This window comes from Mesorhizobium sp. M2E.F.Ca.ET.209.01.1.1 (assembly GCF_004010375.2).
Classification (GTDB): Bacteria; Pseudomonadota; Alphaproteobacteria; order Rhizobiales; family Rhizobiaceae; genus Mesorhizobium.
In genome coordinates, this window is the sequence record NZ_SADP02000004.1 from 175,648 (window position 1) to 199,126 (window position 23,479).

Genomic DNA, 23,479 nt, shown 5'->3' on the forward strand with positions numbered 1-23,479 from the left:
GTGGACCAATCATGAGACTGGGCCGCCCCGAAGACCTCGCGGCCGTCGTTGCGCTAACCACGGATGCCTATGCGCCTTACACGGCCATCTTCGGTGGGCCGCCGATCCCGGTCACCGAGGACTATACGCCGCGCATCGAGCGCGGCGAGGTGTGGCTGCTGGAAGAAGGCTCAAAGCTCGCCGGATTGATCGTTCTGGAACGTCATCCCGACCACGCCATGATCTTCAGCGTCGCCGTCGCGCCGGCTTTCCAGGGCAAAAAGCTCGGCATCAAATTGCTCGACTTCGCCGACGAGCAGGCGCGGTCATGGGGCGTGCCGGAGGTGCGGCTCTACACCAATTCGCGCATGGAGCGGAACATCGCGCTCTATGCGGCCTACGGTTTTCGCGAAACGGGTCGCCGCGCCAATCCATACCGGCCAGGATGGACGCTGGTCGACATGGTGAAGCCGGTCGACCGAGTGGCCTGATCGCAGTTCAAACGGAGGAGGAAAACGATGACTGTCCAAGGAAAAATCCGCGCCGGCATGGGCGGCTGGACTTTCGAGCCCTGGGACACCTCCTTCTATCCGGAGAAGCTCGCCAAGGCCAAGCAGCTGCACTACGCCAGCCGCCAGGTGCCGAGCATCGAGGTCAACGGCACCTATTATTCCAGCTTCAAGGAACCGACCTTCGTGAAATGGGCCAACGACGCGCCCGAGGGCTTCGTCTTCTCGCTCAAGGGCAACCGCTTCGTCACCAACCGCCGCGTGCTCGGCGAAGCCGGTGAATCGGTGATGCGCTTCCTCGGCTCCGGCGTTGCCGCGCTCGGCGACAAGCTCGGCCCGATCCTGTGGCAGTTCGCGCCGACCAAGAAATTCGACGCCGACGATTTCGAGGCGTTCCTCAAACTTCTGCCCGAGAAGCAGGACGGTGTGCCGCTGCGCCATGCGCTGGAGGTCCGCCATGACAGCTTCATCGTGCCGGAATTCCCGGCGCTCGCCCGAAAATACAACGCCGCCATCGTCTATGCCGACCATGCCAAATATCCGGCGATCGCCGACGTCACCGGCGACTTCGTCTATGCGCGGCTGCAGACCGGCAGCGACGACAACCCCGACTGCTACACGCCGAAAGGCCTCGACGAATGGGCGGGACGGGTGAAGACCTGGGCGGAGGGCAAGCAACCCGGCGACCTGCCGCGCGCGGATCCCAAGACCGATGCGCCGGTCAAGCCGCGCGACGTGTTCGCCTACTTCATCACCGAAGGCAAGGTGCGCGCGCCCTTCGGTGCCATGGCGCTGATGAAGCGGGTCACAGCCTAAAGCGCGTCGCGATCCTTCGGACTCGCTCCATGCGCTTTAGATCTTTGATTTTACGCATGTCTTTATCCCGAAACCGGTTTCCGGGAGACATGCTTTAGAGCTGCGGCCCTCCACAGCGGCCGTAGTTCAAACGCCAGAGTTTTGTTCGGCGCGCCATGCGACGCTAATCGGCCGTCGGCTTGTCGGAACCTGCCGGCCGTCTTGACCGTTCTGTCTCAGCGGCCGACCGCGGGAGACAGCTGCGAAGTCGCAACAGCTGCTGAAGGTCGGAACGGGACGCAGCCACCTCGCGAAGCGCTTGCCAAGTCCCGCAGCGTCGGAAAGGAGCGAGGAAAGATGATCGTCATCCTCGGTGCCTTGCTTACCATTGCAGGCGTCGTGGACATGGCAGGCGCCACTCTGAGGCGCGGACGACTGAGTAATCCAGCACCTCGTCCGGCGCCGAACTTGGCAACATCGGGACCGACTTTGGAGCCGCGACGGCGCGGGCTTGGTTTCCTCGGCCTGTCGCAGAATTGGCCGGGTCTGGCGATGATGGCGATCGGCCTTATCCTGCTGTTGTCGGTAATGATCCTATAACGCAGGAATCCTCGCATCTTCGCGGCGATCGTAACGTAATCGATACTTCCTTGCTCCACTAATGGTACCTACGTCAGGTTGCAGAAGCCCGGCGCCGGCAAGGACGCGTGCATGCTGCTCGACTACAATTCATTGCTTCTGGCCGTAGGCTTCTCCGCCGCTTGCCTCAGCCTCACGCTGTTTGGAACCTGGCTGGCCGCCCGTTCCGACAAGTTCCTTTTGACCTGGGCGATCAGCGTGCTGGTCGTGGTGTGCGAAGTGTTTGCCTACGACGCCTATATCAAGGCGCCAGGAACGGCCCTTGGCGTGCTGACGCTGGGGGTGCTGCTGCTGGGCTTCTCGGTCATGCTGGGGGCTGCCCATCAATTCAGGACCAGGCGCTCGCCCGTGCCGCTTACAGCGCTTGGCGTCGCAATTTCCTATGCTCTCGCGCTGCCGCCCATGGCGCTCGGCTATGACGGCCTGGGCTTCATGCTGGAAAACGCTCTGGCCGCGCTGCTCCTGTTCGGCACCGCCTATGAATATTGGCGGGGCCGCGCCGAGGCGCCCGTCCATCTCATTGGCGTGTCGCTGCTCTATTCACTGACCGCGGCATCCTTCGTGCTGTGCGCGGCCGTGCTGGCGTGGGATGGCAAACTGGTTCTCGGTCACGCGCCGAGCAATTGGGCGGAGGATCTGAGCCTCGTCATCGTGATCGCCTCCATGACCGGTATCGGCGCATTGTCGTTGGCGCTCAACCAGGGTCGGCTCGCCCGCCACCATCAGCGCGAGGCGCAAACCGATGCCTTGACCGGCCTTCTCAACCGCCGCGCTTTGTTCGACCTGCACGGCAAGACGCCGGTCAGCACCTTCACCGCTGTGGTCGTGTTCGACCTCGACGGCTTCAAGGCGATCAATGACGAGTTCGGTCATGCCGCCGGGGACGAGCTGCTCAAGGTCTTTGCCGAGGTGCTTTCCGCCGATCTGCGCTCCACCGACTCCGTCGCCCGCATGGGCGGCGAGGAATTCGCCATGGTTCTGAAACGCACCCTGCCCGAGACAGCCGAAGCGGCAGCCGAACGTGTCAGGGCCGCGCTCGCGGCGCGCATTGTTCAGACCGAGGCCGGGCCGCTGCGCTGCACGGTCAGCGCCGGCTTCGCCTTCGGCAGCAGCGAGGGCATGAGCTTCGACAAAGTGCTCAGCGCCGCCGACAAGGCGCTCTATGCCGCCAAGCGCGCCGGCCGCAATCGTGTCCTGGACTTCCGCCTCGCCGGGTGACCTTTTCCGGCCGCCTGCTCACTCTCAGTGGTGGGCAATCACGTCGTTGAAGGCATCAAGGTCGACGTAAAAAACCTTGGTCATTTCGCCGATCAAATCATCCTCGTCATAGCCTTGCGACATCAGGATGTTGATCGCGGTCATGATATCGACGCGCTCCGTGAGGCGCCGCTTCTGATAGTCCTCGACAAAACGTTCCATCGCCATCCCCTGGCAAGATTCTTCTTGGACGCATTGACCGACAATCACTGCGGGGAAAGCTAGGCCGACTTGCTTGCGTGGAACTTGCGGGCGGAGTTCGCGCGCCTTCCCCCTCGTTCGCGACTGGCACGGAAAGCGGCCGACTCACCAAGGCCAAGAAAAGACTAGCATGCGGCGTTCGCCGCGCCAGAGTTGGGCAGGGGCGCGCGGGAGAAATATTAAGCTTACTATCGGTTCGCGGTGTCGGTCGAAGTCGAGCAGCTATTTTAAACTGTCAGGAACTTCCGCACATCCGCCCGGTCGAGATCCTCGGCCGGGCCCGTATGCACGATCTGGCCGCGATCCATGATGTTGACCTCGTCGGCAAGCTCGCGGCAGAAGTCGAGATATTGCTCGACCAGAAGCACGGCGATCCCCGCCTGGTCGCGCAGATAGCGGATGGCGCGGCCGATATCCTTGATGATCGATGGCTGGATGCCTTCGGTCGGCTCGTCGAGCACCAGCAGCTTGGGTCGCATCACCAGCGCTCGGCCGATGGCGAGTTGCTGCTGCTGCCCGCCAGACAGGTCGCCGCCGCGGCGGCCAAGCATCTGCTTCAGCACCGGAAACAGCTCGAAGACATGGGCCGGGATGTTGCGGTCTGCGCGCCTGAGCGGCGCGAAACCGGATTCCAGGTTCTCGCGCACCGTCAGCAGGGGAAAAATCTCCCTGCCCTGCGGCACGAATGCGATGCCCGACCGGGCGCGGTCATACGCCGCGCTCCGGTCGAGCGCCTTCCCCTCGAAGGCAACGCTTCCGCTCGTCAGCCGGTGGTGGCCGACGATCGATCTCATCAAACTGGTCTTGCCGACGCCGTTGCGGCCGAGCACGCAAGTGATCTTGCCGGCGCCCGCCTTCAGCGAGACACCGCGCAGCGCCTGGGCGGCGCCATAGTGAAGTGTGGCGTTGGAGACTTCGAGCATGGTCAGCCCCTTCTCCAGCGCTTCAGGAAGGCGAAATCGAAACGGTGGAACGGAACCCGCCAGACCATGCTCAGCGCCCCAGATAGACTTCGACGACGCGCTCGTCCGCCGAGACGAAGTCGAGCGTGCCTTCCGAGAGCACCGAGCCCTCATGCAGGCAGGTGACCTTGACGCCGAGCTCGCGCACGAAATGCATGTCGTGCTCGACGACCACCACCGAATGGTCGCGGGCGATGTCCTTGAGCAGGCGCGCGGTCTCCTCGGTTTCGGCATCGGTCATGCCGGCGACCGGCTCGTCGACGAGCAAGAGCTTCGGGTCCTGCGCCAAGAGCATGCCGATCTCCAGCCATTGCTTCTGGCCATGGCTGAGATTGGCGGCGAGCTCGTCGCGCTTGTCGCCGAGACGGATGATGCCGAGTATGTCGTCGATGCGTCGCGCCTCGGCCGCGGAGCGGCGATGGAACAGCGCCGGGAAGATCGAGCGCGGGCCCTTCAGCGCCAGCATCAGGTTGTCCTCGACGCTGTGGCTCTCGAAGACGGTAGGCTTCTGGAATTTGCGGCCGATGCCCATCATGGCGATCTCGGCTTCGTCATGGCGGGTGAGATCCACCTGGCCGTCGAAGAAGACTTCGCCCTCGTCCGGCCGCGTCTTGCCGGTGACGATGTCCATCATCGTCGTCTTGCCGGCGCCATTGGGTCCGATGATCGCCCGCATCTCGCCCTTGTCGAGCACCAGCGACAGATTGTTGATGGCGCGAAAACCGTCGAAGGAGACCGACACGCCGTCGAGATAGAGGATGGTGTTCGACTTGCTCATGACCGCTCACTCCGCCGGCTGCGGTTCGGGGCCGGTGGCCGACCAGGCGCCGGGCGTCCTTGCCGCCGAGCGAACGATCTTTGGCTCCGGCGCCTGCGGATCGGTGCCGGCCTCCGCCGCAAGCGAAGCCGCACGCAGCGCCTTGGCCTGGCCGCGCCAGGCATCCCACATGCCGACGATGCCTTTGGGCAAGAGCAGCGTGACGGCGACGAACAGCCCGCCCAGCGCGAACAGCCAGAATTCCGGCAGCACGCCGGTGAACCAGGACTTGCCGGCATTGACGAGCAGCGCGCCGATGATCGGCCCGACGATGGTGCCGCGCCCGCCGACGGCGGTCCAGATCACCACCTCGATCGAGTTCGCCGGATCGAATTCGCCGGGATTGATGATGCCGACCTGCGGCACGTAGAGCGCGCCGGCGATGCCGGCCATGATTGCCGAGACGGTGAAGGCGAACAGCTTGACGTTCTCGGCCCGCCAACCGAGGAAACGGGTACGGCTCTCGGCATCGCGCACAGCCATCAGCAGCTTGCCGTATTTAGAGCGCACGATGGCCGCGGTCACGAAGACGCCAAGCGCCAGGGTGACGGCGCTCGCCGCAAACAGCGCCGAGCGCGTCGCGTCCGCCTGCACGCTGAAGCCGAGAATGTCCTTGAAATCGGTCAGGCCGTTGTTGCCGCCGAAGCCCATGTCGTTGCGGAAGAAGGCGAGCAGCAGCGCATAGGTCATCGCCTGGGTGATGATCGAGAGATACACGCCCGTGACGCGGCTGCGGAAGGCGAACCAGCCGAAGACGAAGGCAAGCAGGCCCGGCACGGCCAGCACCATCAGCGCCGCGAACCAGAAATGGTCGAAGCCGTACCAGAACCAGGGCAGTTCCTTGTAGTTCAGGAACACCATGAAGTCGGGCAGGATCGGATTGCCGTAGACGCCGCGCGAACCGATCTGGCGCATCAGATACATGCCCATCGCATAGCCGCCGAGCGCGAAGAAGGCGCCGTGGCCGAGCGAAAGGATGCCGCAATAGCCCCAGACCAGGTCGAGCGCGAGGGCCAGAAGCGCGTAGCAGAGATATTTGCCGACCAGCGCCACGATGTAGGGCGGGATATAGAAAGCGCTTTGCGGCGACACCGCGAGGTTGAGCAGCGGCACGATGACGGCTGCCGCGAGCAGCGCGACGATCGTAATGGCAATGCGATGGTCGGCGGAAAAGAAGCGCTGCGCGATCATGCCTCCACCGCCCTGCCCTTCGGCGCGAACAGGCCGCGCGGGCGCTTCTGGATGAACAGGATGATCAGCACCAGGACGACGATCTTGCCGAGCACCGCGCCGGCATAGGGTTCGAGGAACTTGTTGACGATGCCGAGCGAGAAGGCGCCGACCAGCGTGCCCCAGAGATTACCGACACCGCCGAAGACCACGACCATGAAGCTGTCGATGATGTAGCCGCGGCCAAGATTGGGCGACACGTTGTCGATCTGGCTGAGCGCCACGCCTGCGATGCCGGCAATGCCGGAGCCCAAAGCGAAGGTCAGTGCGTCGACCCAGGGCGTCTTGATGCCCATCGAGGCGGCCATGCGCCGATTGGCGGTCACGGCGCGCATCTGCAAGCCCCACGGGGTGCGCTTCATGACGTAGAGCAGGACGCCGAACACCGCAAGCGCGAACACCAGGATCCACAGCCGGTTCCAGGTGATCGCGAGCTGGCCGATATCGAACGAGCCGGACATCCAGGACGGGTTGCCGACCTCCTGGTTGGTCGGCCCGAAGATGGTGCGCACCGCCTGCTGCAGGATCAGCGAAACGCCCCAGGTGGCGAGCAGCGTCTCCAACGGACGGCCATAGAGGAAGCGGATGATGCCGCGCTCGATCGCGAGCCCGACAAGCGCCGCGACCAGGAAGGCGAGCGGCAGCGCGATCACCAGCGACCAGTCGAACAGGCCGGGAAACGAGGTCCGGATCACCTGCTGGACGACGAATGTGGTATAGGCGCCGAGCATAACCATCTCGCCATGCGCCATGTTGATGACGCCCATGACGCCGAAGGTGATGGCGAGCCCGATCGCCGCGAGCAGCAGGACCGAGCCGAGCGAAATGCCGTACCAGATGTTCTGGCCGGCATCCCAAAGCGCCAGCGTCGAATTGATACTCGCGATTGCGGCCGTCGCAGCTTCCTTGACCACCCCGGAGGCGTTAGCCTCGACGGAGGTGAGGAGCGAGAGCGCGTCGCGGTCGCCACGCGCACCGATCAAGGCAATTGCGGCGAGCTTGTCCGCATCGGGCTTGTCCGAAACCAGTATGGAAGCGCCACGCGCCTGCTCCAGCAAAGCCTTGACGCTCGGCACGGATTCACTGGCGATCGCTGCGTCGAGCGGCTCGATGTTGGCGGCATCAGGTGTCTTGAACATAGTGTTGGCGGCGGCGATGCGGACAGTCGGATCCTTGGAACCAAGCGTCAACGTGCCCAATGCATCGCGGATGGTGCGGCGCAAGGTGTTGTTGACGCCGATCTGGGTTAAGTCATCTGCGGAAGCCTCACCCGCTGCCTCGCCGCTCAGCGGGTCGAAAAGCTGGATGCTGTCGCTTCCTTCCTTGCCGACAAACACCATCGAGTCGGCGGCGCGAATGTAAAGATTGCCTTCCGCCAATGCAGCAAGCGGCCGTTCGACAGCCGGATCGCCTGTGGCGGTCAACTCGCGAACGATAACTCCAGTCTCGGAAAAGTCCGCAGCTGTCGCGAATTTGGCGATGATGGCACGCAGATCGGCTTCCGCAGCGCCCGAGGACGACAGCGTCGTCAGCAGGAACAAAAGCGTGAGGCCAATCGCACGAAAGATCTTCATCGGTATTTGGTGACCGTTGAGGGTTTAATGGGCGTCCGGACGGTGGAGGAAACCGTCCGGACGCACGCAGTCTTGGGCATGGACCTGATGATCCAGCCCGGGGAGGATCAGTTGGTGCCCTTGCCGCCGCACTTGCCGGCCTTGACGTTGAAGTTGCCGCAGCTGAGCGGCGCGCGCCAATCGGAAATCAGGTCCTTGGAATCGGGCAGGTAGTCGGACCATTCGTCGCCCATCACCAGGCCGGGCGTCTTCGAGACCGTCTGGAACTGGCCGTTGGCCTGGATTTCACCGATCAGCACCGGCTTCGTGATGTGGTGGTTCGGCATCATCGTCGAATAGCCGCCGGTCAGGTTCGGCACCGAGACGCCGACCATGGCGTCGATGACCTTGTCCGGATCGGTGGTGCCGGCCTTCTCGACCGCCTTCACCCACATGTTGAAGCCGATATAGTGGGCTTCCATCGGGTCGTTGGTGGTGCGCTTGTTGTTCTTGATGAACTTGTGCCAGTCGGCGATGAACTTCTTGTTCTCGGGCGTGTTGACGCTCTCGAAATAGTTCCAGGCGGCGAGATGGCCGACCAGCGGCTTGGTATCGAGACCGGCAAGCTCTTCCTCGCCGACCGAGAAGGCCATGACCGGGATGTCTTCGGCCTTGATACCCTGGTTGCCGAGTTCCTTGTAGAACGGCACGTTGGCATCGCCATTGACGGTCGACACAACCGCCGTCTTCTTGCCGGCCGAGCCGAACTTCTTGATCGCCGAGACCTCGGTCTGCCAGTCGGAAAAGCCGAACGGCGTGTAGTTGACCATGATGTCCTCAGCCGGCACGCCCTTCGACTTCAGATAGGCTTCGAGGATCTTGTTGGTGGTACGCGGATAGACATAGTCGGTGCCTTCGAGCACCCAGCGCTTCACCGAGCCGCCATCGGCGCTCATCAGGTAGTCGACGGCCGGGATGGCCTGCTGGTTCGGCGCCGCGCCGGTGTAGAAGACGTTGCGCTCGCTCTCCTCGCCCTCATACTGGACGGGATAGAACAGGATGTTGTCGAGTTCCGAGAACACCGGCAGCACCGACTTGCGCGACACCGAGGTCCAGCAGCCGAACACGGCGGCGACCTTGTCCTTGGAAATCAGCTCACGCGCCTTTTCGGCGAAGAGCGGCCAGTTGGACGCCGGGTCGACGACCACGGCTTCCAGTTTCTTGCCGAGCAGGCCGCCCTTGGCGTTCTGCTCGTCGATAAGCATCAGCATGACGTCTTTCAGCGTCGTCTCCGAAATCGCCATGGTCCCCGACAGCGAATGGAGGATACCGACCTTGATCGTGTCTTCCGCCGCCTTGGCGGAAGCCGACGCCAGCAGGCCGGCCGCGACGACACCCGCCGACAGGATTCTTGTTATTTTCGCGAAGTTACCCCTCATATGACACTCTCCCAAGCGTGATTGTTTGCATCGCAGCATAGACTGTGCAAGCGACGTGCCAGACGGGAATGCACGCAAGGGAATTGCGGGATAACGATGAGATTACAGGTGGTTATCCAGTAGCCGGGAAACTTTCCGATCTGCCGGCCCGCGACCAGATTGAGAAAAGTTTACGCAGCGCTGCCTAGTTTCTACCCAAATGGTAAAAATGCCTCAAATTTCATCATGTAGGCGAAAGACTGGCTGATCCGACTTGTTGCAGGGCCGGGGCAAAATGGGGCAAGGTCGCTGCGCAAACGAGCGACGTCATGGCCCTGCGAACGATCCTGAGCTTCCTGATTCTCCTGTCCGCCGCCGGCGGCGCGCAAGCCGATTTCACCGACGGCAAGCTGCCCGACGGCGCCTATCACTGCGAGGTCTATCTGCTCGGCCTGTTCCTCGACCTCGGCGTGATCACCATCAAGGGCAACCTCTATAGCGGCCCGGTGACCTTCGGCGCCGCGCCGCAAGCCTACGACTACCAGATGAACCCCAATGGCGAGATCACCTGGCTTGGTCCGCTCGGCGGCTACACCAGCGGCGGCAATTCGATCTCGATGACTCAGGCGACGCTCGACGACCCCAGCGGCCCCTCCTTCGACATCATCATGAAGCAGCAGGACGGCGCCTTCACCGCCTCGACCTGCACCAGAAGATAGCCCCCGGCTTCATACAAAAAAGGCGCGGAACCCGTTTGGATTCCGCGCCAGCAGGCAGTCGGGAGGACAAACGCAATCCAGGAAAAGTGCTCAGCGGTTTTCCGTCCGGAATTGCGTCAAACAAAAATAGCTGAAGCGGGTCGGCGGTAACGCCGAACCGCTTCAGATAGTCTTGGCCGACATCTGCGCGGCGATGTAGTCGGCCTGGCGGATCGCCAGCGTCACGATAGTCAGCGTCGGGTTCTCCGCGGCGCCGGTGGTGAACTGGCTGCCGTCGGAGACGAACAGGTTCTTGATGTCGTGCGACTGGCCGTGCTTGTTGACGACGCCGTCTTCCGCCTTCTCGCTCATCCGGTTGGTGCCGAGATTGTGGGTCGAAGGATAAGGCGGCGTCGGGAAAGTCCTGGTCGCGCCGACCGCGGCGTAAAGCGCCTGGCCTTGGCTGTAGGCATGGTTGCGCATTGCCTCGTCGTTCGGATGATCGTCGAAATGGACGTCGGCGATCGGCATGCCGTGCTCGTCCTTCTCATCCTTGTGCAGCGTGATGCGGTTCTCCTCGCGCGGCATATCCTCGCCGACGATCCACAGGCCCGCCATATGGTCGTAATGGTCGAGCGCCGTGGTGAAGGAGCGGCCCCAGCCGCCGGGGTTGAGGAAGGCCGCCATGAATGGCAGGCCGAGCGACAGCGTCTCCATCTCATAGCCGCCGACGAATCCGCGTGAGGGATCATGCCTCGCCTCGTCGCGGATGATGCCGGCCATGGTGGTGCCGCGATACATGTGCACCGGCTTGTCGAAGATGGCGTAGACCGAGCCGGTGGTGTGGCGCATGTAGTTCTTGCCCACCTGCCCGGACGAGTTGGCGAGCCCGTGCGGGAATTTGGACGATTCCGAATTGAGAAGCAGCCGCGGGCTCTCGATCGAATTGCCGGCGACGGCGACGATGCGGGCCTTCTGTTCCTGCAGCTTGCCGTCCTTGTCGGCATAGACGACGCCGGTCACCTTGCCGGAAGCGTCATGGTTGATCTTGATCACCATCGAGTTCGGCCGCACCTCGAGATGCCCAGTCGCTTCGCCCTTCGGGATCTCGGTGTAGAGCGTCGACCATTTGGCGCCCCATTTGCAGCCCTGGAAGCAGAAGCCGGTCTGCTGGCAGGAATTACGGTCGTCGCGCTCCACCGAATTGATGGCCATGTTGCCGGTATGACATTCCTTGTAGCCGAGCTTGTCGGCGCCGGCCTTGAGCACCTTGAAATTGTTGTTGCCGGGCAGCCGCGGCCAGTTGTTGGTGCCGGTGACGCCCATCTTGGCTTCAGCCTTGGCGTAATAGGGCTCCATCTCGGCCAACGTCACCGGCCAGTCGAGGAGATTCGCGCCCTTGACCTTGCCGTAGGTCGTTGCCGCCTTGAACTCATGCTCCTGGAAGCGCAGCGAGGCGCCAGCCCAGTGCGTGGTCGAGCCGCCGACCGATTTGACGATCCAGGCCGGCAGGTTCGGGAAATCCTTGGCCACGCGCCAGTCGCCCGAGGTGGTGCGCTTGTCCTTCCACGCGAGTTGGGCAAAGGAATCCCACTCGTCGTTGATGAAGTCCTCATATTCGTGGCGGGCGCCCGCCTCCAGGATGACGACGTCGATGCCTTTCTGCGCCAGTTCGTTGCCGAGCGTGCCGCCGCCGGCGCCGGAGCCGATGATCACGACCACGCCGTCGTTCTTGAGATCAAATGATGCTGCCATGGTTTCCTCCCATGAAATCTGTCGAAATGCGCTTCAGGGCAGAGCGGCCTACAGCCACTCGATGTCGTTGAAGCCGCGTGCGATGTAGCCGCCCTTGGAATAAGACTCGCCTTCGTAGCCAAAGATCGGCCACAGCTCCTTCTGGTTGTAGAGGCTGACGACGAGACCGCCGCGCACCGCCTGGAAGAACGGCGTCTTCTCGATGCCGGTGAGCAGCGCTACCCGCTGCTCCTCCCAGCCAAGCCCGCGATAGCCGCCCTTGCCGGCCTTCTTGTCGAGGTCGGCGATGCCTTTCTCGATCAATTCCTTGTGGGCTGGGTCCTTGGCGGCCGTCTCGTCATGACCCTTGACGGCGATGGCGTAATATTTGTCCGGCACCTGGTCATGCGGGTAGATATCGCGCGCCATCTGGATAAGCGTCGCCATCGTCTCGGGCTTCAGCGCCGAGGTTTCGAGACCCCAGGCGTGTTCGGGGCTGATGACGGCGCTGCCCGATATGATGAGCAGCGCGCCGGCGCCGCCGCGCTTCAGAAGCTCGCGCCGCGAAAGCCCGGCTTTCTTCCCGTAACCCGGTTTCTTCTCGTAGACTGTAACCATGATTTCCTCCCTGCTTGCTGTTCGCGCCCGTGAGAGCGCCGTTGCTGGCGCCGCGCCTCTCCGCGGCGAAATATCCCCTATTTGAAGCGCCCTCCCCGCTGCAGGACCTCGATCTTGTAGCCGTCGGGATCCTCGATGAAGAAGAAGCGGGCGATCAGCGCCCCGCCGTGGTTGAACTCGACGATCTTCTTCGGATTGAAGCCCAGCGCGCCGATCCGGTCATGCTCGCTGTCGAGATCGGCGACCGAAACGGCGAGATGGCCGTAGCCGTCGCCCAGCGCATAAGGCTCGGTACGCCCCTTGTTCACCGTCAGCTCCACCTCGAAAGGCGAGTCGCCATTGCTGAGATAGATGAGCGCGAAGGTCTCGAAATCGAGCCGCTGCGCGACCTCGAGGCCGAAGGCCTTGTTGTAGAAATCGACGGAACGCGCCTCGTCGAGAACCCTGATCATGGAATGGATCGTCTTCGCCAAATCGGACTCCGTGAGCTCTTCATGCTTTTCGAAGCCGATTATGCGCGCCGGCGAAAAATGGTGGTGGCAGCCGATTACCACGCGTGCGGCTTGAAAACGGGTAGTCTCGCCACGCGTAAGGACGAAAGTCTGATTGCCGTCGGCGGCTATCGGATCGAAGATCAACAGCGCAGGCAGTGTTCAAAAAGGCGTCGGCTCACTCGATCGGCGCCCAAGACAAACAAAAACGGGAGGTACCGATGTGCAGAGTCTTCGCCGGGCAAGACCCGGAAGGCTACCGGCAGATCAACCGATCGATCCGCATCGACGGTCATTCGACCAGCATCCAGCTCGAGGCGACGTTCTGGGGTCTGCTTGACGAGATCGCCGACAGCCAGGGACTGACGACACCGAAATTCATCTCGAAGCTCTATGACGAGGCGATCGAGATCAACGGGCAGATCCCGAATTTCGCTTCCATGCTGCGCACGACCTGCGCGCTCTATCTGCGGGGCCACCGGCCCAGCGCCGAGGAGCAGACCGCGTTGAAGCGGGAAGCCGCCTAACTCTCTGCCGCGACTTCGAGCGCCAGCCGGGTCATGTCGGTGAAGAGGGCCTGGCGCTCCGAATAGTCCGTCAGCTCGCCGGTGGCGACGTGATCGACCACGGTGAGCAGCGACAGTGCCCGCGCCCCGAACTGCGCGGCAATCCGATAGAGGGCGCTGGTCTCCATATCGACAGCCAGCGCGCCGAGCGCCCTCGGCTCGTCGAAGCGCGCGCGGCCGTCGGGATGGTGGAACACGTCGCTGCAGATCGTCAGTCCGGCGCTGCAGGCGATGCCGAGATCGGCCGCGCGTCGCAGCGCCAGCGCATGCAGCGCCGGATCCGGTCCCGCCGGCTGGTAAAGTCCGAACACCTGTCCGCTGATCGCGCTCTCTGCCCGCACTTCGCTGGAGATGACGAGCCCGCGCAAGGGCACATCTTCCGACAAGCCGCCGCTGGTGCCGGTGCGTATCAGCGTCTTCACGCCATGATGGTCGAGCAATTCATGGGCGTAGATCAGGAAGGATGAAACGCCAATGCCGGTCGCCTGGATGCTGACCGGCTTGCCGCGGAACCGGCCGGTGAAGCCCAGCGCGCCCCTTCGGCGGTTGACGCAGCGCGGTCCATGGAGAAAGGTCTCCGCCATCCATTGGGCGCGCTCGGGGTCACCCGGCAACAGCACCGTTTCGGCATAATCGCCCCTGCCCGCCTCGATATGCGGCGTCACGCGCTACCACCCCCATGATAGATCCATCCAGTTGCCATCATGGCAGGGCCGCCGCAATGTGCAAGCAGTAGCTGTTTTAAAAGCAATTCCAGGGAATTGCGTCAAAAACAAAAGAGATGGAGCGGTTCACCGACGAAACCACACTACGATTCCAGCACGTCCTTGACGATCGTCGCCAGTTGCTTGAGCGAGAACGGTTTCGGCAGGAAGCCGAAATGCGCGTCGGCCGGCAGGTTCTTCGCGAACGCGTCCTCGGCATATCCCGAAACGAACACGAACTTGATGTCGGGCTGGCGCTTGCGCAGCTCGCCGAGCAATGTCGGTCCATCCATCTCCGGCATCACAACGTCAGACACAACGATGTCGACCTTGCCGCCGAGCGCCTCGAACACTTCCAGAGCCTCGACGCCGGACGACGCCTCATGCACGGTGTAGCCGCGCGAGGTCAGCGCCCGCACACCGCCCATGCGCACCGCGTCCTCGTCCTCGACCAGGAGCACGGTGGCCGAACCGGAAAGGTCTTTCGCGGTGTCGGCCGGCTTGGCCGGCGCCGCGGCCGCTGGTGCCTCGCCGGGCTCGGGCTGCTTCTTTGCCTCGGCGATGTGGCGCGGCAGGAAGATGCGGAACACCGTGCCCTTGCCGACTTCGGAATCGCAAAAGATGAAGCCGCCGGTCTGCTTGATGATGCCGTAGACCATCGACAGGCCGAGGCCCGTGCCCTTGCCCACTTCCTTGGTCGTGAAGAACGGCTCGAAGATTTTCTTCAGCACGTCGGGCGCGATGCCGCTGCCGGTGTCCTCGACGTCGACGAGCACATAATCGGCCGGCGTCAGCTCGCGATAGGCGAAGGATTTGCACTCGTCCGCCGTGACGTTGCGCGTGCGCACCGTGAGGTCGCCGCCGCTCGGCATGGCGTCGCGCGCATTGACGGCGAGATTGACCACCACCTGCTCGAACTGGCCGATATCGACCTTGACCGGCCACAGGTCGCGGCCATGGTCGATCTTGAGCTTGATGTCGTTGCCGACCAGCCGGGCGAGCAGCATCCTGAGATCGGCCAGGACATCGGTCAGGTTGAGCACTTCCGGACGCAGCGTCTGCTTGCGCGAGAAGGCCAGCAACTGCCGCACGAGCGAGGCCGCCCGGTTGGCGTTCTGCTTGATGTTCATGATGTCGGGGAAGGACGGATCCGACGGCCGGTGGTTGGTCAACAGAAGGTCGGACGCCATGATGATGGCGGTGAGCACGTTGTTGAAGTCGTGCGCGATGCCGCCGGCAAGCTGGCCGACCGCCTGCATCTTCTGGCTCTGCGCCATCTGGCCCTCGAGCGCCTTCTGCTCGGTGGTCTCGACCGCGTAGACGATCGCCGATTCCTCGGCGCCCTCGCCGCCCGCGCTGTCGGCGACGGCATTCACGTAAAAGCGGATATGGCGTTCCTCATTGCCGGGCAGCACGGAGTCGATCGGCTCGATATTGGCCTGCCGCTGCCGGGCCTTCTCGAAGGCGGCGGCAAAGGCCGGCCGGTCGCGCTCGTGGACGATGGTCTCGAAGCGCACCCGCCGGTCGACGGCGTCGCGGTCGACCACGGACGAAAACAGCTGCAGGAACGGCGCGTTGGTGCGCAGGATGCGCCCGCTCGCGTCGACGCCGGCAATCGCCATCGGCGTCGAGTTGAAGAAGCGGGTGAAGCGGACTTCGGAGGCCCTGAGTTCCGCGGAAGCGTCCTCGCCCTGGGTGCGGTTGAGCACGATCGTGCGGGTCGGGCCGTTTACGCCTTCGCGGCTTGCCGAAACCCGGTGCATGAACCGCACCGGCAGCGCCTGGCCGCTCATGGTGGTGAGGTCGAGGTCGATGACCGCGTTGCGGGTCGTGCCGGGATCGGCCTTGACCGAACGGACCAGCGCCATGCCGTCGCCGGCGATGATTTCCGGCAGCGTGATGGCGCCCGGCGTGAAGGAGGCAAGGTCGATGCCCAGCCACTCGGCAAGCGTGGCGTTGATATAGGTGACGCGACCCTCCTGGTCGGCCGAGAAGAATCCGGCCGGCGCATGGTCGAGATGGTCGATGGCTTTCTGCAGGTCGAGGAAGAAACGCTCCTGCTCCGCCCGTTCCTGCGAGATGTCGGCGAGCTGCCAGGCCAGCATAGGCAGTCTTTGCCCGGGCATGCTGAAGGCGCGGGCACGCGCTCGGTACCAGCGCGCGCCAGGTTCGGCGCCAGGCTTGATCGACTGCGCCAGCCGGAACTCGCCGTCGCCCGCCTGGCCGTCACGCAGGCCCGACGCCAGCCTGTAGATCGTCATCGAGGCCTCGGGAACATCCGACAACAGCCCTTCGACAGTCTTGAGGTCGGCCGCCGAGGCGGCACCCGTCATGTCGGCATAGGCGCGGTTGGCGTAGACGACGCGCCCCTTGGTGTCGGTCACCAGCAGGCCCTGCGACATCGAGTCGACAAAGGCTTTCGACAATTCGTCGCCGGTCGAGCGTGGCGCGATCTGCACGAAGCCGATCGCGGTCGCGAACAGGAAGCCGACGCCGATCATGGCGAGCACGCCGAGCATGCCGAGCAGGAAAGGATCGCCGAGCCGCTCACGGAAAAGCCCGAAGACGATCGCGGCGCCGGTCAGGACGACAATGAAGACGATGAGCCTGGTGACGGCGCCCGGACGCGTGTTCTGGTCGACGATCGGTACCGGATAGAAATCGCCGCGCGCTTCCTTGGCCATGTTCCCCCTGCTCGTGATTCCGGTGTCCGACGGGCGCGGACGGCCGGTTGAATCACATTCTCCTGTAACGGAAAAGGCCCCGGCGGCAAATGTCCGATAAAATCAATGATTCATGTTTCAAACTGTTCACGATGGGTGATGTGAACTTGCGGCGGGCCGCCACCGCGGTCTAGTGTCGCCTGACCTCAAGAGGCGATTGGGTGCACCGATGCTGCAGTGGCTGGATAGCGTGGCGGGTCCGGGTTATGTCGCTGCAATCCTGTGGACGTTTGCAGCGCTCATTCTGCTCGTCGTCGTCCTGCTCGTCATCAAGGTTGTGCGCAACCTGACCTTCGGCACTTTCGTGGCCGGCGGCAGGAACCGCAAGACGCGTCTCGCGGTCATGGACGCCACCGCCGTCGACAGCCATCGCAGGCTGGTGCTGGTGCGCCGCGACGACATCGAGCACCTGATCCTGATCGGCGGGCCGACCGATGTCGTGGTCGAGCGCGATATCAGGCTGGCGGCGCCGCGCCGCCCGGCGCTGACCGGCGACAGCGGCCAGCAGCAGGCAACCGCCGCCGCACGCCCGCGCGCGCCGCAACCGGCGCCTGCGCCCGCACCTGCCAGGCAGGCGCCGCCGCCAGCCACCCAGCCAGCTGCCGCCACACGCCCGCGCCCCCCGGCGCCTGCTCAGGCGCCCAAGCCGGCGGCGCCGAGCCAGCCGACGGCGAAGCTCATGCCGCTGCCGGGCTACGGGACGACCAACGGCAGTACCAGGTATCCGCCGCCGCCCTCGAACGATTCCATTGACGACACGCTGATGCACGAACTCGAGACCTCTCTCGACGATCAGCATTCCCAGCCGCCGGCGGCAAACAAGCCAGCGGCCAAGCCTTCGCTCGACGACGAGATGACCAGGCTCCTTGGCGAACTGGGCAGCCACAAGCGCTGACCCAACGGCAACTGCCTGCGGGTCAGCTATTCTCCCCCTTGGCACCGAAACAAAAAATGGCCGGAAATCCGGCCATTTTTGTTGTTCGTTTCCCTGCCCAGTTCGCGTCAGTCGTCGCGATAGACCTTCTCGCGGCGCTCGTGACGCTCCTGTGCCTCGATCGACAACGTTGCGATCGGACGCGCATCAAGCCGCTTCAACGCGATCGGCTCTCCGGTTTCCTCGCAATAGCCGTAGGTGCCTTCGTCGATGCGCTGGAGCGCGGAGTCGATTTTGGAGATGAGCTTGCGCTGGCGATCGCGGGCGCGCAATTCGATGGCGCGGTCGGTTTCGGAGGAGGCGCGATCGGCCAGGTCGGGGTGGTTGGCGTTTTCCTGCTGCAGGATTTCGAGAGTTTCACGCGCTTCGCGAAGGATGTCGTTCTTCCAGGTGATGAGCTTCTGGCGGAAGTACGATTTTTGCCGTTCGTTCATGAACGGCTCGTCTTCGGAGGGTACGTAATCGGCGGTAACGATGTCGTTCATTCGACTCACCCAACAACCCCAAATTTGGCGCCTATATATTCGGGGACAAGAGCCTGCACAAGCGCTATCGGCGACAGTTTCACGCAATTGTTAGTCTCGCATCGGCAGCTCCGGCAACGACGTTGTTTCAACGGCATAAAACGAATTCGCACATGATTCGTTGCAGTTGCTCGCGCCGGCCATTGTGCATGACGTGGTTCTGGTGACTAATCGCGCTTTGCCAGGAAGGCAGCGTCATGGGGGACCGGTTGAGCAGACTTTATCTGTTGCGGCATGCCAAAGCCGGCTGGGCGCTGCCCGGCGTGCGCGATTTCGACCGCCCGCTCGACGAATCGGGCATTGCCGACGCCGAGGCAATCGGAGAGGCCATGCGGGCTCGCAACTACGTGCCGGACGTCACGCTTTGCTCCAATGCCAAACGGGCACGGCAGACGCTGGAAGGCCTGGCGGGGCGCACCGACACCGGCCGGGTGCTGTTCTTCGACACGCTCTACAGCGAGGATGCGGCCGGCTATCTCGACATCATCCGCAAGAATGCCGGCGCCGAGCAGCTTCTGGTGATCGGCCACAATCCGATGACCGAGGATCTGGCCATGGCAGTGTCGGGCGACGGCGACGAGGCAGCGCGCGGCATGATGAAGCACGGTTTTCCAACCTCGGGCCTCGCCGTGGTGCGCTTTCCCGGCAATCTTGCCGAAGCGGCGCAGGGCAACGGCTACCTCGAAGCCTTTCTCACGCCTGCCGACCTCTGAGGCCATTTCAAACGCCCGGCCCAGCGCCTATATCGGGCGCGGACGCGCAACCAGAGGCTGATTTGGCATCATCGCTGACCAATTTCACCGACGAGGCGAGGATTGCGCTCGACACGCTGTCGGGCCGCGCCGCCGGGCTCTTCTCCCCGTCATTGCGTCTTGGCGTCACCGGCCTTTCCCGCGCCGGCAAGACGGTGTTCATCTCCGCCCTCGTCCACAACCTCATTCATGGCGGACGCCTGCCGCTCTTCGAAGCGCAGAAATCCGGCCGCATCGCCCGCGCCTTCCTCGAGGAGCAGCCGGACGATGCCGTTCCGCGTTTCCAGTACGAGGATCATGTCGCGGCTTTGGTGAACGACCGCGTCTGGCCGGACTCGACCCGCGCCATCTCCGAGCTGCGGCTCACCATCGAGTACGAGTCGGCTTCCGGCTGGAATCGGTTGTTTTCAGCCGGGAAACTGTCCGTCGACATCGTCGATTATCCCGGCGAATGGCTGCTCGACCTGCCGCTGCTCGGCAAATCCTTCGCCGATTTTTCGCGCGAAGCGGTCGAGCTGGCCGCCCTGCCCGTCCGCTCCGACCTGTCGCAGGACTGGCGCGAGCTGGCTTCCACTGTCAATCCCGATGCCGACGCGGACGAGATGACGGCGCGGCGCCTGGCTGAAAGCTTCGCCGCCTATCTCAAGGCCTGCAAGCTCGACGAACGCGCCCTGTCGACGCTGCCGCCCGGCCGCTTCCTGATGCCGGGCGACCTCGAAGGCTCGCCGGCGCTGACCTTCGCGCCGCTGATGACGCTCGCGCAAGGCCGGCCGCGCTCCGGATCGCTGCAGGCGATGATGGAGCGCCGCTACGAGGCCTATAAGACGCATGTCGTCAAGCCGTTCTTTCGCGAGCACATTACCCGTCTAGACCGGCAGATCGTGCTGATTGACGCCATGCAGGCGCTCAATGCCGGCCCGGCCGCCATGGCCGATCTGGAACGCGCCGTCACCGAGATCCTGTCCTGCTTCCGGCCCGGACGCGGCAATTTCCTCACCGACTTCTTCTCGCGCCGCATCGACCGCATCCTGGTGGCCGCGACGAAGGCGGATCATCTGCACCATGAAAGCCATGACCGGCTGCAGGCGATCGTGCGCCGGCTGACCGACCGCGCCATGACGCGGGCGAATTTCAGCGGCGCCGCCGTCGATGTCGTTGCCATGGCCGCGGTCCGCTCGACCCGCGAAGGTACGGTGAAGCAGGGTCGCGAGACGCTGCCGGTCATCATCGGCACGCCGCTGAAGGGCGAGACGATCAACGGCGAAACGTTCGACGGCAAGGCCGAAACTGCCATATTCCCGGGCGATTTGCCGGAAAAGGTCGATACGGTGTTCGCCGGATCATCGCCCGACAGCGCCGAACCGGCGATCCGCTTCGTGCGTTTCCGTCCGCCGAAGCTCGAGCGCACCGCCGAAGGCGTCACGCTGTCCTTGCCGCATATCCGGCTCGACCGCGCGCTGCAGTTCCTGATCGGAGATCATCTGGCATGACCGCTCCCCGCAAACCGGCGGCCTTCCGCATCGAGCCCGAAGCGGAGGCGGCGCCGCAACCACCGCGAAGCCGCGTCGCCGAGGAGCAGCCGGCGCGCCGGCCGCGTGCCGCGAGGGCCGATGTGGCGGTGGTGATCCCCTCCGAGGTCGATGTTTTCGACGAACCGGATATCGAGGCCGCAGCCCCGCCGCCGGCTGTGGCGCCGCGAAAGCGCTCGCTGCTTGCTCGGCTGTTCTTCGGCGCGGTCGGGGCGCTCGTCTCGCTAGCTGTCGGCCTGTGGGCCGACCAGCTGATCCGCGACCTGTTCGCGCGCGCCGAATGGCTGGGCTGGCTGGCGGCCGGCATGGCGGCCATCGCGTTGCTGTCGCTGCTCGTCATCCTCATCCGCGAATTCCTTGCCATTGCCCGCCTTGCCGAAGTCGAAAAGATGCAGAAGCGGGCCTTGGATGCCGTGGCGCGCGACGATCCCAAGGCGGCGCGCGCCTTGGTCGACGAGCTTTCGGCCTTCGTTGCCGCAAAGCCCGAGACCGCGGCCGGTCGCCGTTCGCTTGCCGAATTGCGCGGCGAGATCATCGACGGCGCCAATCTGGTGCGACTGGCCGAAACAGAGATCCTGTCGCCCCTCGATGCCCGCGCCAAAGTCATGATCCTGGAGGCCGCGAAGCGCGTCTCCCTCATAACGGCCGTCAGCCCTCGCGCGCTGGTCGACATCGCTTATGTCGTGTTCGAGGCCGGCCGCCTGATCCGGCGGCTGTCCGAGCTTTATGGCGGCCGTCCAGGCACACTCGGCTTCTTTCGGCTGGCGCGTGGCGTGCTCGCGCATCTGGCGGTGACCGGCTCGATCGCGGTCGGCGACAGTTTCGTCCAGCAGATCGTCGGCCATGGGCTTGCCGCGAAACTCTCGGCAAAGCTCGGCGAAGGCGTCGTCAACGGCATGATGACGGCGCGCATCGGCATCGCGGCGATGGAAACCGCCCGCCCCTTGCCGTTCATCGCCGTGAAGCGCCCGGGCCTCGGGGATTTCCTTTCGGCGCTGACGTCCTTCGCGGCCAAAAAAGACGGTCAGGCGGAGCAATAGGGTAAACGCGAAAACCGCCGCCAGAGCCGGATGATTTCAGTTCGATTCGACCTGAAATCTGAATCCGGCTCTGAGTCGAAGAAGTGGAGCATGATGCCGTCCGAAAACCGCTTCACACTTTTCGGCATCATGCTCTAGTGACGAAGCATTAACCAATCTTCGCCATGGTCGACCAGGTCCCAAGAATAGACTCTGTCGTGCCGGGTGTCGTCCATGAGAAGCGTAATCCTGTCCTGCGTGCTGCCTGCGACCGTTGCTATCGCCGCGCCGCTCGGATTGGTCGAAAAAGCCTTTGGCGCAGAGCCGGACAAGCAGTTCTTCCGGTCCGTCGAAGGCCGATGGGTAGGCCCTGGCGAGATCATTGCCGGCAAGTACAAGGGCACCAAATTCACCTGCGATTTCAACGGCTCGACGCCTGACGGCAAGGTCGGCATGACGTTGGACGGCAACTGCCGGGTCGGCGTCTTCACGCAGAAGATGTCCGCGACCGTTGAGCGCAAGGGTCGCGACGGCTACAGGGGCGCCTTCATGGGCGGCTCGACCGGCAACGGCATGGACATTGTCGGCGGCAACGTCGTCGACGCCCAGAAGGTCGTCTTCACCATCAACCGCAACCAGCTGAACGGCGTCATGCAGGCCCGCGTGCCCGACGACAATTCGATGACCGTGACGGTGGCCGTGCGTGTCGACAAACAGCTGGTGCCGGTGATCGGCATGAGCCTGAAGCGGGTCGACTCGGTCGAAGTCGGCGCCATCGCCAAGAACTGATCTCCTCCGGCGGCCGCCCGCCACCCGCAAAGAAGGCGATTCAGGTCAAAGTCGGGAAGTGGCAGGCGACTTTGCGGCCCGGACGATGTTCCTGAAGCTCCGGCCGCTCAGAACGGCAGCGTTCAGCCGCGATCGGGCATCGCGGGTGGAAACGGCATCCGGATGGAGGTTTTAGCGGGCTCGGCACATCGCCCGTGAGGATGATGCGCTTGCGAACGCCCGTAGGCGTCGTCTCGACGACCGGAACCGCCGAGATCAGCGCCTGGCTGTAAGGATGGGCCGGCGTCGCAAACACCTCTTCCGCAGGCCCCTCCTCGACGATCGAGCCGAGATACATGACCGCGATGCGGGTCGAGACCTGGCGAACCACGGAGAGATCGTGGGCGATGAAGATGTAGGTGAGCTTCAGCTTCTCCTGCAGGTCGGCGAGCAGGTTGACGATCTGGGCCTGCACCGACACGTCGAGCGCCGAGACCGGTTCGTCCAGCACGACGAGGTCGGGGTTCAACGCGATCGCCCGCGCGATGCCGACACGCTGACGCTGACCGCCCGAGAATTCGTGTGGATAGCGCATCACATGGTCCGGCAGCAGTCCGACCAGCTCGAACAGCTCCGCCACGCGCGCCGTGATCTCCTTGGCCGAAAGCTTGCCGTGGATGCGCAGAGGCTCGGCGACAAGATCGCCGACGCGCCGGCGCGGATTGAGCGAGGCTGAGGGATCCTGGAAGACCATCTGCAGGCGCCGGCGCAGCGGCCTGAGCTCGGACAGCGACTTCGAGGTGATGTCGTCGCCCTCGAACAGAAGCTTGCCGTCGGTGATGTCGTAGAGCCGCACCAGGCATCGCGCCAGGGTGGACTTGCCGCATCCGGATTCGCCGACCAGGCCAACCGTCTCGCCGCGCCGCACGGTCAGCGAGACGTTGTCCACGGCGTGGACCGTCCGCCTGCCCTCGGCGGAAAACCGGGTGCCGATCGAAAAGCGCTTGGCCAGAGAGCGCGTCTCGAGGATCGGTCGGTCGGCGTCCATCATTGCTTCGC

At 63.8% G+C, this 23,479-nt stretch carries 24 protein-coding genes; 11 read left to right on the forward strand and 13 right to left on the reverse strand.

What is annotated here, in order from left to right:
• Positions 1 to 11 precede the first annotated feature (11 nt).
• The 4 genes from EN852_RS09940 to EN852_RS09955 all read left to right on the forward strand — a co-directional run bounded on the left by EN852_RS09940 (position 12) and on the right by EN852_RS09955 (position 3,140).
• Positions 12 to 470, forward strand: coding sequence for a GNAT family N-acetyltransferase (locus EN852_RS09940; protein WP_127875169.1), 459 nt, complete (start codon positions 12 to 14; stop codon positions 468 to 470).
• Between the two features lie 27 nt (positions 471 to 497).
• On the forward strand, positions 498 to 1,304 hold the full coding sequence (locus EN852_RS09945; protein WP_127875168.1) for a DUF72 domain-containing protein: 807 nt from the start codon (positions 498 to 500) through the stop codon (positions 1,302 to 1,304).
• Between the two features lie 336 nt (positions 1,305 to 1,640).
• Positions 1,641 to 1,883, forward strand: a complete 243-nt coding sequence (locus tag EN852_RS09950) for a hypothetical protein (RefSeq protein ID WP_127875167.1) — start codon at positions 1,641 to 1,643, stop codon at positions 1,881 to 1,883.
• 111 nt (positions 1,884 to 1,994) lie between these two features.
• The gene (locus EN852_RS09955) at positions 1,995 to 3,140 is read left to right on the forward strand and encodes a GGDEF domain-containing protein (protein WP_127875166.1); all 1,146 of its coding nucleotides are present in this window, start codon (positions 1,995 to 1,997) and stop codon (positions 3,138 to 3,140) included.
• A gap of 24 nt (positions 3,141 to 3,164) precedes the next feature.
• Here EN852_RS09955 and EN852_RS09960 read toward each other — a convergent pair whose 3' ends face one another.
• The 6 genes from EN852_RS09960 to urtA form a co-directional block, all read right to left on the reverse strand.
• Entirely contained in the window at positions 3,165 to 3,341 is a 177-nt protein-coding gene (locus tag EN852_RS09960; RefSeq protein ID WP_095818617.1) for a hypothetical protein, read from the reverse strand.
• Between the two features lie 266 nt (positions 3,342 to 3,607).
• Positions 3,608 to 4,303, reverse strand: a complete 696-nt coding sequence (urtE, locus tag EN852_RS09965; protein WP_127875165.1) for an urea ABC transporter ATP-binding subunit UrtE — start codon at positions 4,301 to 4,303, stop codon at positions 3,608 to 3,610.
• A gap of 70 nt (positions 4,304 to 4,373) precedes the next feature.
• Positions 4,374 to 5,120, reverse strand: a complete 747-nt coding sequence (gene urtD, locus EN852_RS09970) for an urea ABC transporter ATP-binding protein UrtD (RefSeq protein WP_127863838.1) — start codon at positions 5,118 to 5,120, stop codon at positions 4,374 to 4,376.
• A gap of 6 nt (positions 5,121 to 5,126) precedes the next feature.
• A complete protein-coding gene (gene urtC / locus EN852_RS09975; protein WP_127875164.1) occupies positions 5,127 to 6,350 on the reverse strand; it encodes an urea ABC transporter permease subunit UrtC in 1,224 nt (407 codons plus the stop codon).
• Entirely contained in the window at positions 6,347 to 7,963 is a 1,617-nt protein-coding gene (gene urtB / locus EN852_RS09980) for an urea ABC transporter permease subunit UrtB (protein WP_127875163.1), read from the reverse strand. The genes urtC and urtB overlap by 4 nt, the downstream gene beginning before the upstream one ends.
• 107 nt (positions 7,964 to 8,070) lie before the next feature.
• Positions 8,071 to 9,381 (reverse strand): urea ABC transporter substrate-binding protein, encoded by a 1,311-nt coding sequence (gene urtA, locus EN852_RS09985; protein ID WP_127875162.1) that lies wholly within the window; start codon positions 9,379 to 9,381, stop codon positions 8,071 to 8,073.
• Between the two features lie 308 nt (positions 9,382 to 9,689).
• On the opposite strand from urtA, the gene EN852_RS09990 reads away from it, so the two are divergent.
• Positions 9,690 to 10,079, forward strand: coding sequence for a hypothetical protein (locus EN852_RS09990; protein WP_127875161.1), 390 nt, complete (start codon positions 9,690 to 9,692; stop codon positions 10,077 to 10,079).
• A 162-nt stretch (positions 10,080 to 10,241) separates the two neighbouring features.
• Here the strand turns inward: EN852_RS09990 and EN852_RS09995 are convergent, their stop codons facing one another.
• The 3 genes from EN852_RS09995 to EN852_RS10005 form a co-directional block, all read right to left on the reverse strand.
• Positions 10,242 to 11,813: a GMC family oxidoreductase gene (locus tag EN852_RS09995; protein ID WP_127875160.1), complete on the reverse strand. Its 1,572-nt coding sequence runs from the start codon at positions 11,811 to 11,813 to the stop codon at positions 10,242 to 10,244.
• A gap of 48 nt (positions 11,814 to 11,861) precedes the next feature.
• On the reverse strand, positions 11,862 to 12,410 hold the full coding sequence (locus tag EN852_RS10000) for a gluconate 2-dehydrogenase subunit 3 family protein (RefSeq protein ID WP_127875159.1): 549 nt from the start codon (positions 12,408 to 12,410) through the stop codon (positions 11,862 to 11,864).
• A gap of 77 nt (positions 12,411 to 12,487) precedes the next feature.
• Positions 12,488 to 12,883: a VOC family protein gene (locus EN852_RS10005; RefSeq protein WP_127875158.1), complete on the reverse strand. Its 396-nt coding sequence runs from the start codon at positions 12,881 to 12,883 to the stop codon at positions 12,488 to 12,490.
• Positions 12,884 to 13,122: 239 nt separating this feature from the next.
• Between EN852_RS10005 and EN852_RS10010 the strand changes: the two genes are divergently transcribed.
• Positions 13,123 to 13,428, forward strand: coding sequence for a ribbon-helix-helix domain-containing protein (locus EN852_RS10010; RefSeq protein ID WP_127875157.1), 306 nt, complete (start codon positions 13,123 to 13,125; stop codon positions 13,426 to 13,428).
• Here EN852_RS10010 and EN852_RS10015 read toward each other — a convergent pair.
• Both EN852_RS10015 and EN852_RS10020 read right to left on the reverse strand, forming a co-directional pair.
• A complete protein-coding gene (locus tag EN852_RS10015; RefSeq protein WP_127875156.1) occupies positions 13,425 to 14,132 on the reverse strand; it encodes a DeoD-type purine-nucleoside phosphorylase in 708 nt (235 codons plus the stop codon). The genes EN852_RS10010 and EN852_RS10015 overlap by 4 nt on opposite strands.
• 143 nt (positions 14,133 to 14,275) lie before the next feature.
• On the reverse strand, positions 14,276 to 16,855 hold the full coding sequence (locus EN852_RS10020; protein ID WP_127875155.1) for a PAS domain-containing sensor histidine kinase: 2,580 nt from the start codon (positions 16,853 to 16,855) through the stop codon (positions 14,276 to 14,278).
• A gap of 208 nt (positions 16,856 to 17,063) precedes the next feature.
• Here EN852_RS10020 and EN852_RS10025 point away from each other — a divergent pair, with 208 nt between their 5' ends.
• Entirely contained in the window at positions 17,064 to 17,789 is a 726-nt protein-coding gene (locus EN852_RS10025) for a flagellar biosynthetic protein FliO (RefSeq protein WP_189545803.1), read from the forward strand.
• 107 nt (positions 17,790 to 17,896) lie between these two features.
• On the opposite strand, the gene dksA is transcribed toward EN852_RS10025, so the two are convergent.
• Positions 17,897 to 18,313 carry an RNA polymerase-binding protein DksA gene (gene dksA, locus EN852_RS10030; RefSeq protein WP_040972254.1) on the reverse strand — a complete coding sequence of 139 codons (417 nt, stop codon included), beginning with the start codon at positions 18,311 to 18,313 and terminating at the stop codon, positions 17,897 to 17,899.
• A 248-nt stretch (positions 18,314 to 18,561) separates the two neighbouring features.
• Between dksA and EN852_RS10035 the strand changes: the two genes are divergently transcribed.
• The 4 genes from EN852_RS10035 to EN852_RS10050 all read left to right on the forward strand — a co-directional run bounded on the left by EN852_RS10035 (position 18,562) and on the right by EN852_RS10050 (position 22,441).
• Positions 18,562 to 19,065 (forward strand): histidine phosphatase family protein, encoded by a 504-nt coding sequence (locus EN852_RS10035; RefSeq protein WP_127875154.1) that lies wholly within the window; start codon positions 18,562 to 18,564, stop codon positions 19,063 to 19,065.
• A gap of 62 nt (positions 19,066 to 19,127) precedes the next feature.
• The gene (locus EN852_RS10040; protein WP_127875153.1) at positions 19,128 to 20,594 is read left to right on the forward strand and encodes a YcjX family protein; all 1,467 of its coding nucleotides are present in this window, start codon (positions 19,128 to 19,130) and stop codon (positions 20,592 to 20,594) included.
• Positions 20,591 to 21,673 carry a TIGR01620 family protein gene (locus tag EN852_RS10045; protein WP_127875152.1) on the forward strand — a complete coding sequence of 361 codons (1,083 nt, stop codon included), beginning with the start codon at positions 20,591 to 20,593 and terminating at the stop codon, positions 21,671 to 21,673. Before EN852_RS10040 ends, EN852_RS10045 begins: the two co-directional genes overlap by 4 nt.
• Positions 21,674 to 21,886: 213 nt before the next feature.
• The gene (locus EN852_RS10050; RefSeq protein WP_095818606.1) at positions 21,887 to 22,441 is read left to right on the forward strand and encodes a hypothetical protein; all 555 of its coding nucleotides are present in this window, start codon (positions 21,887 to 21,889) and stop codon (positions 22,439 to 22,441) included.
• A 40-nt stretch (positions 22,442 to 22,481) separates the two neighbouring features.
• On the opposite strand, the gene EN852_RS10055 is transcribed toward EN852_RS10050, so the two are convergent.
• The gene (locus EN852_RS10055) at positions 22,482 to 23,471 is read right to left on the reverse strand and encodes a dipeptide ABC transporter ATP-binding protein (RefSeq protein WP_127875336.1); all 990 of its coding nucleotides are present in this window, start codon (positions 23,469 to 23,471) and stop codon (positions 22,482 to 22,484) included.
• Positions 23,472 to 23,479 lie beyond the last annotated feature (8 nt).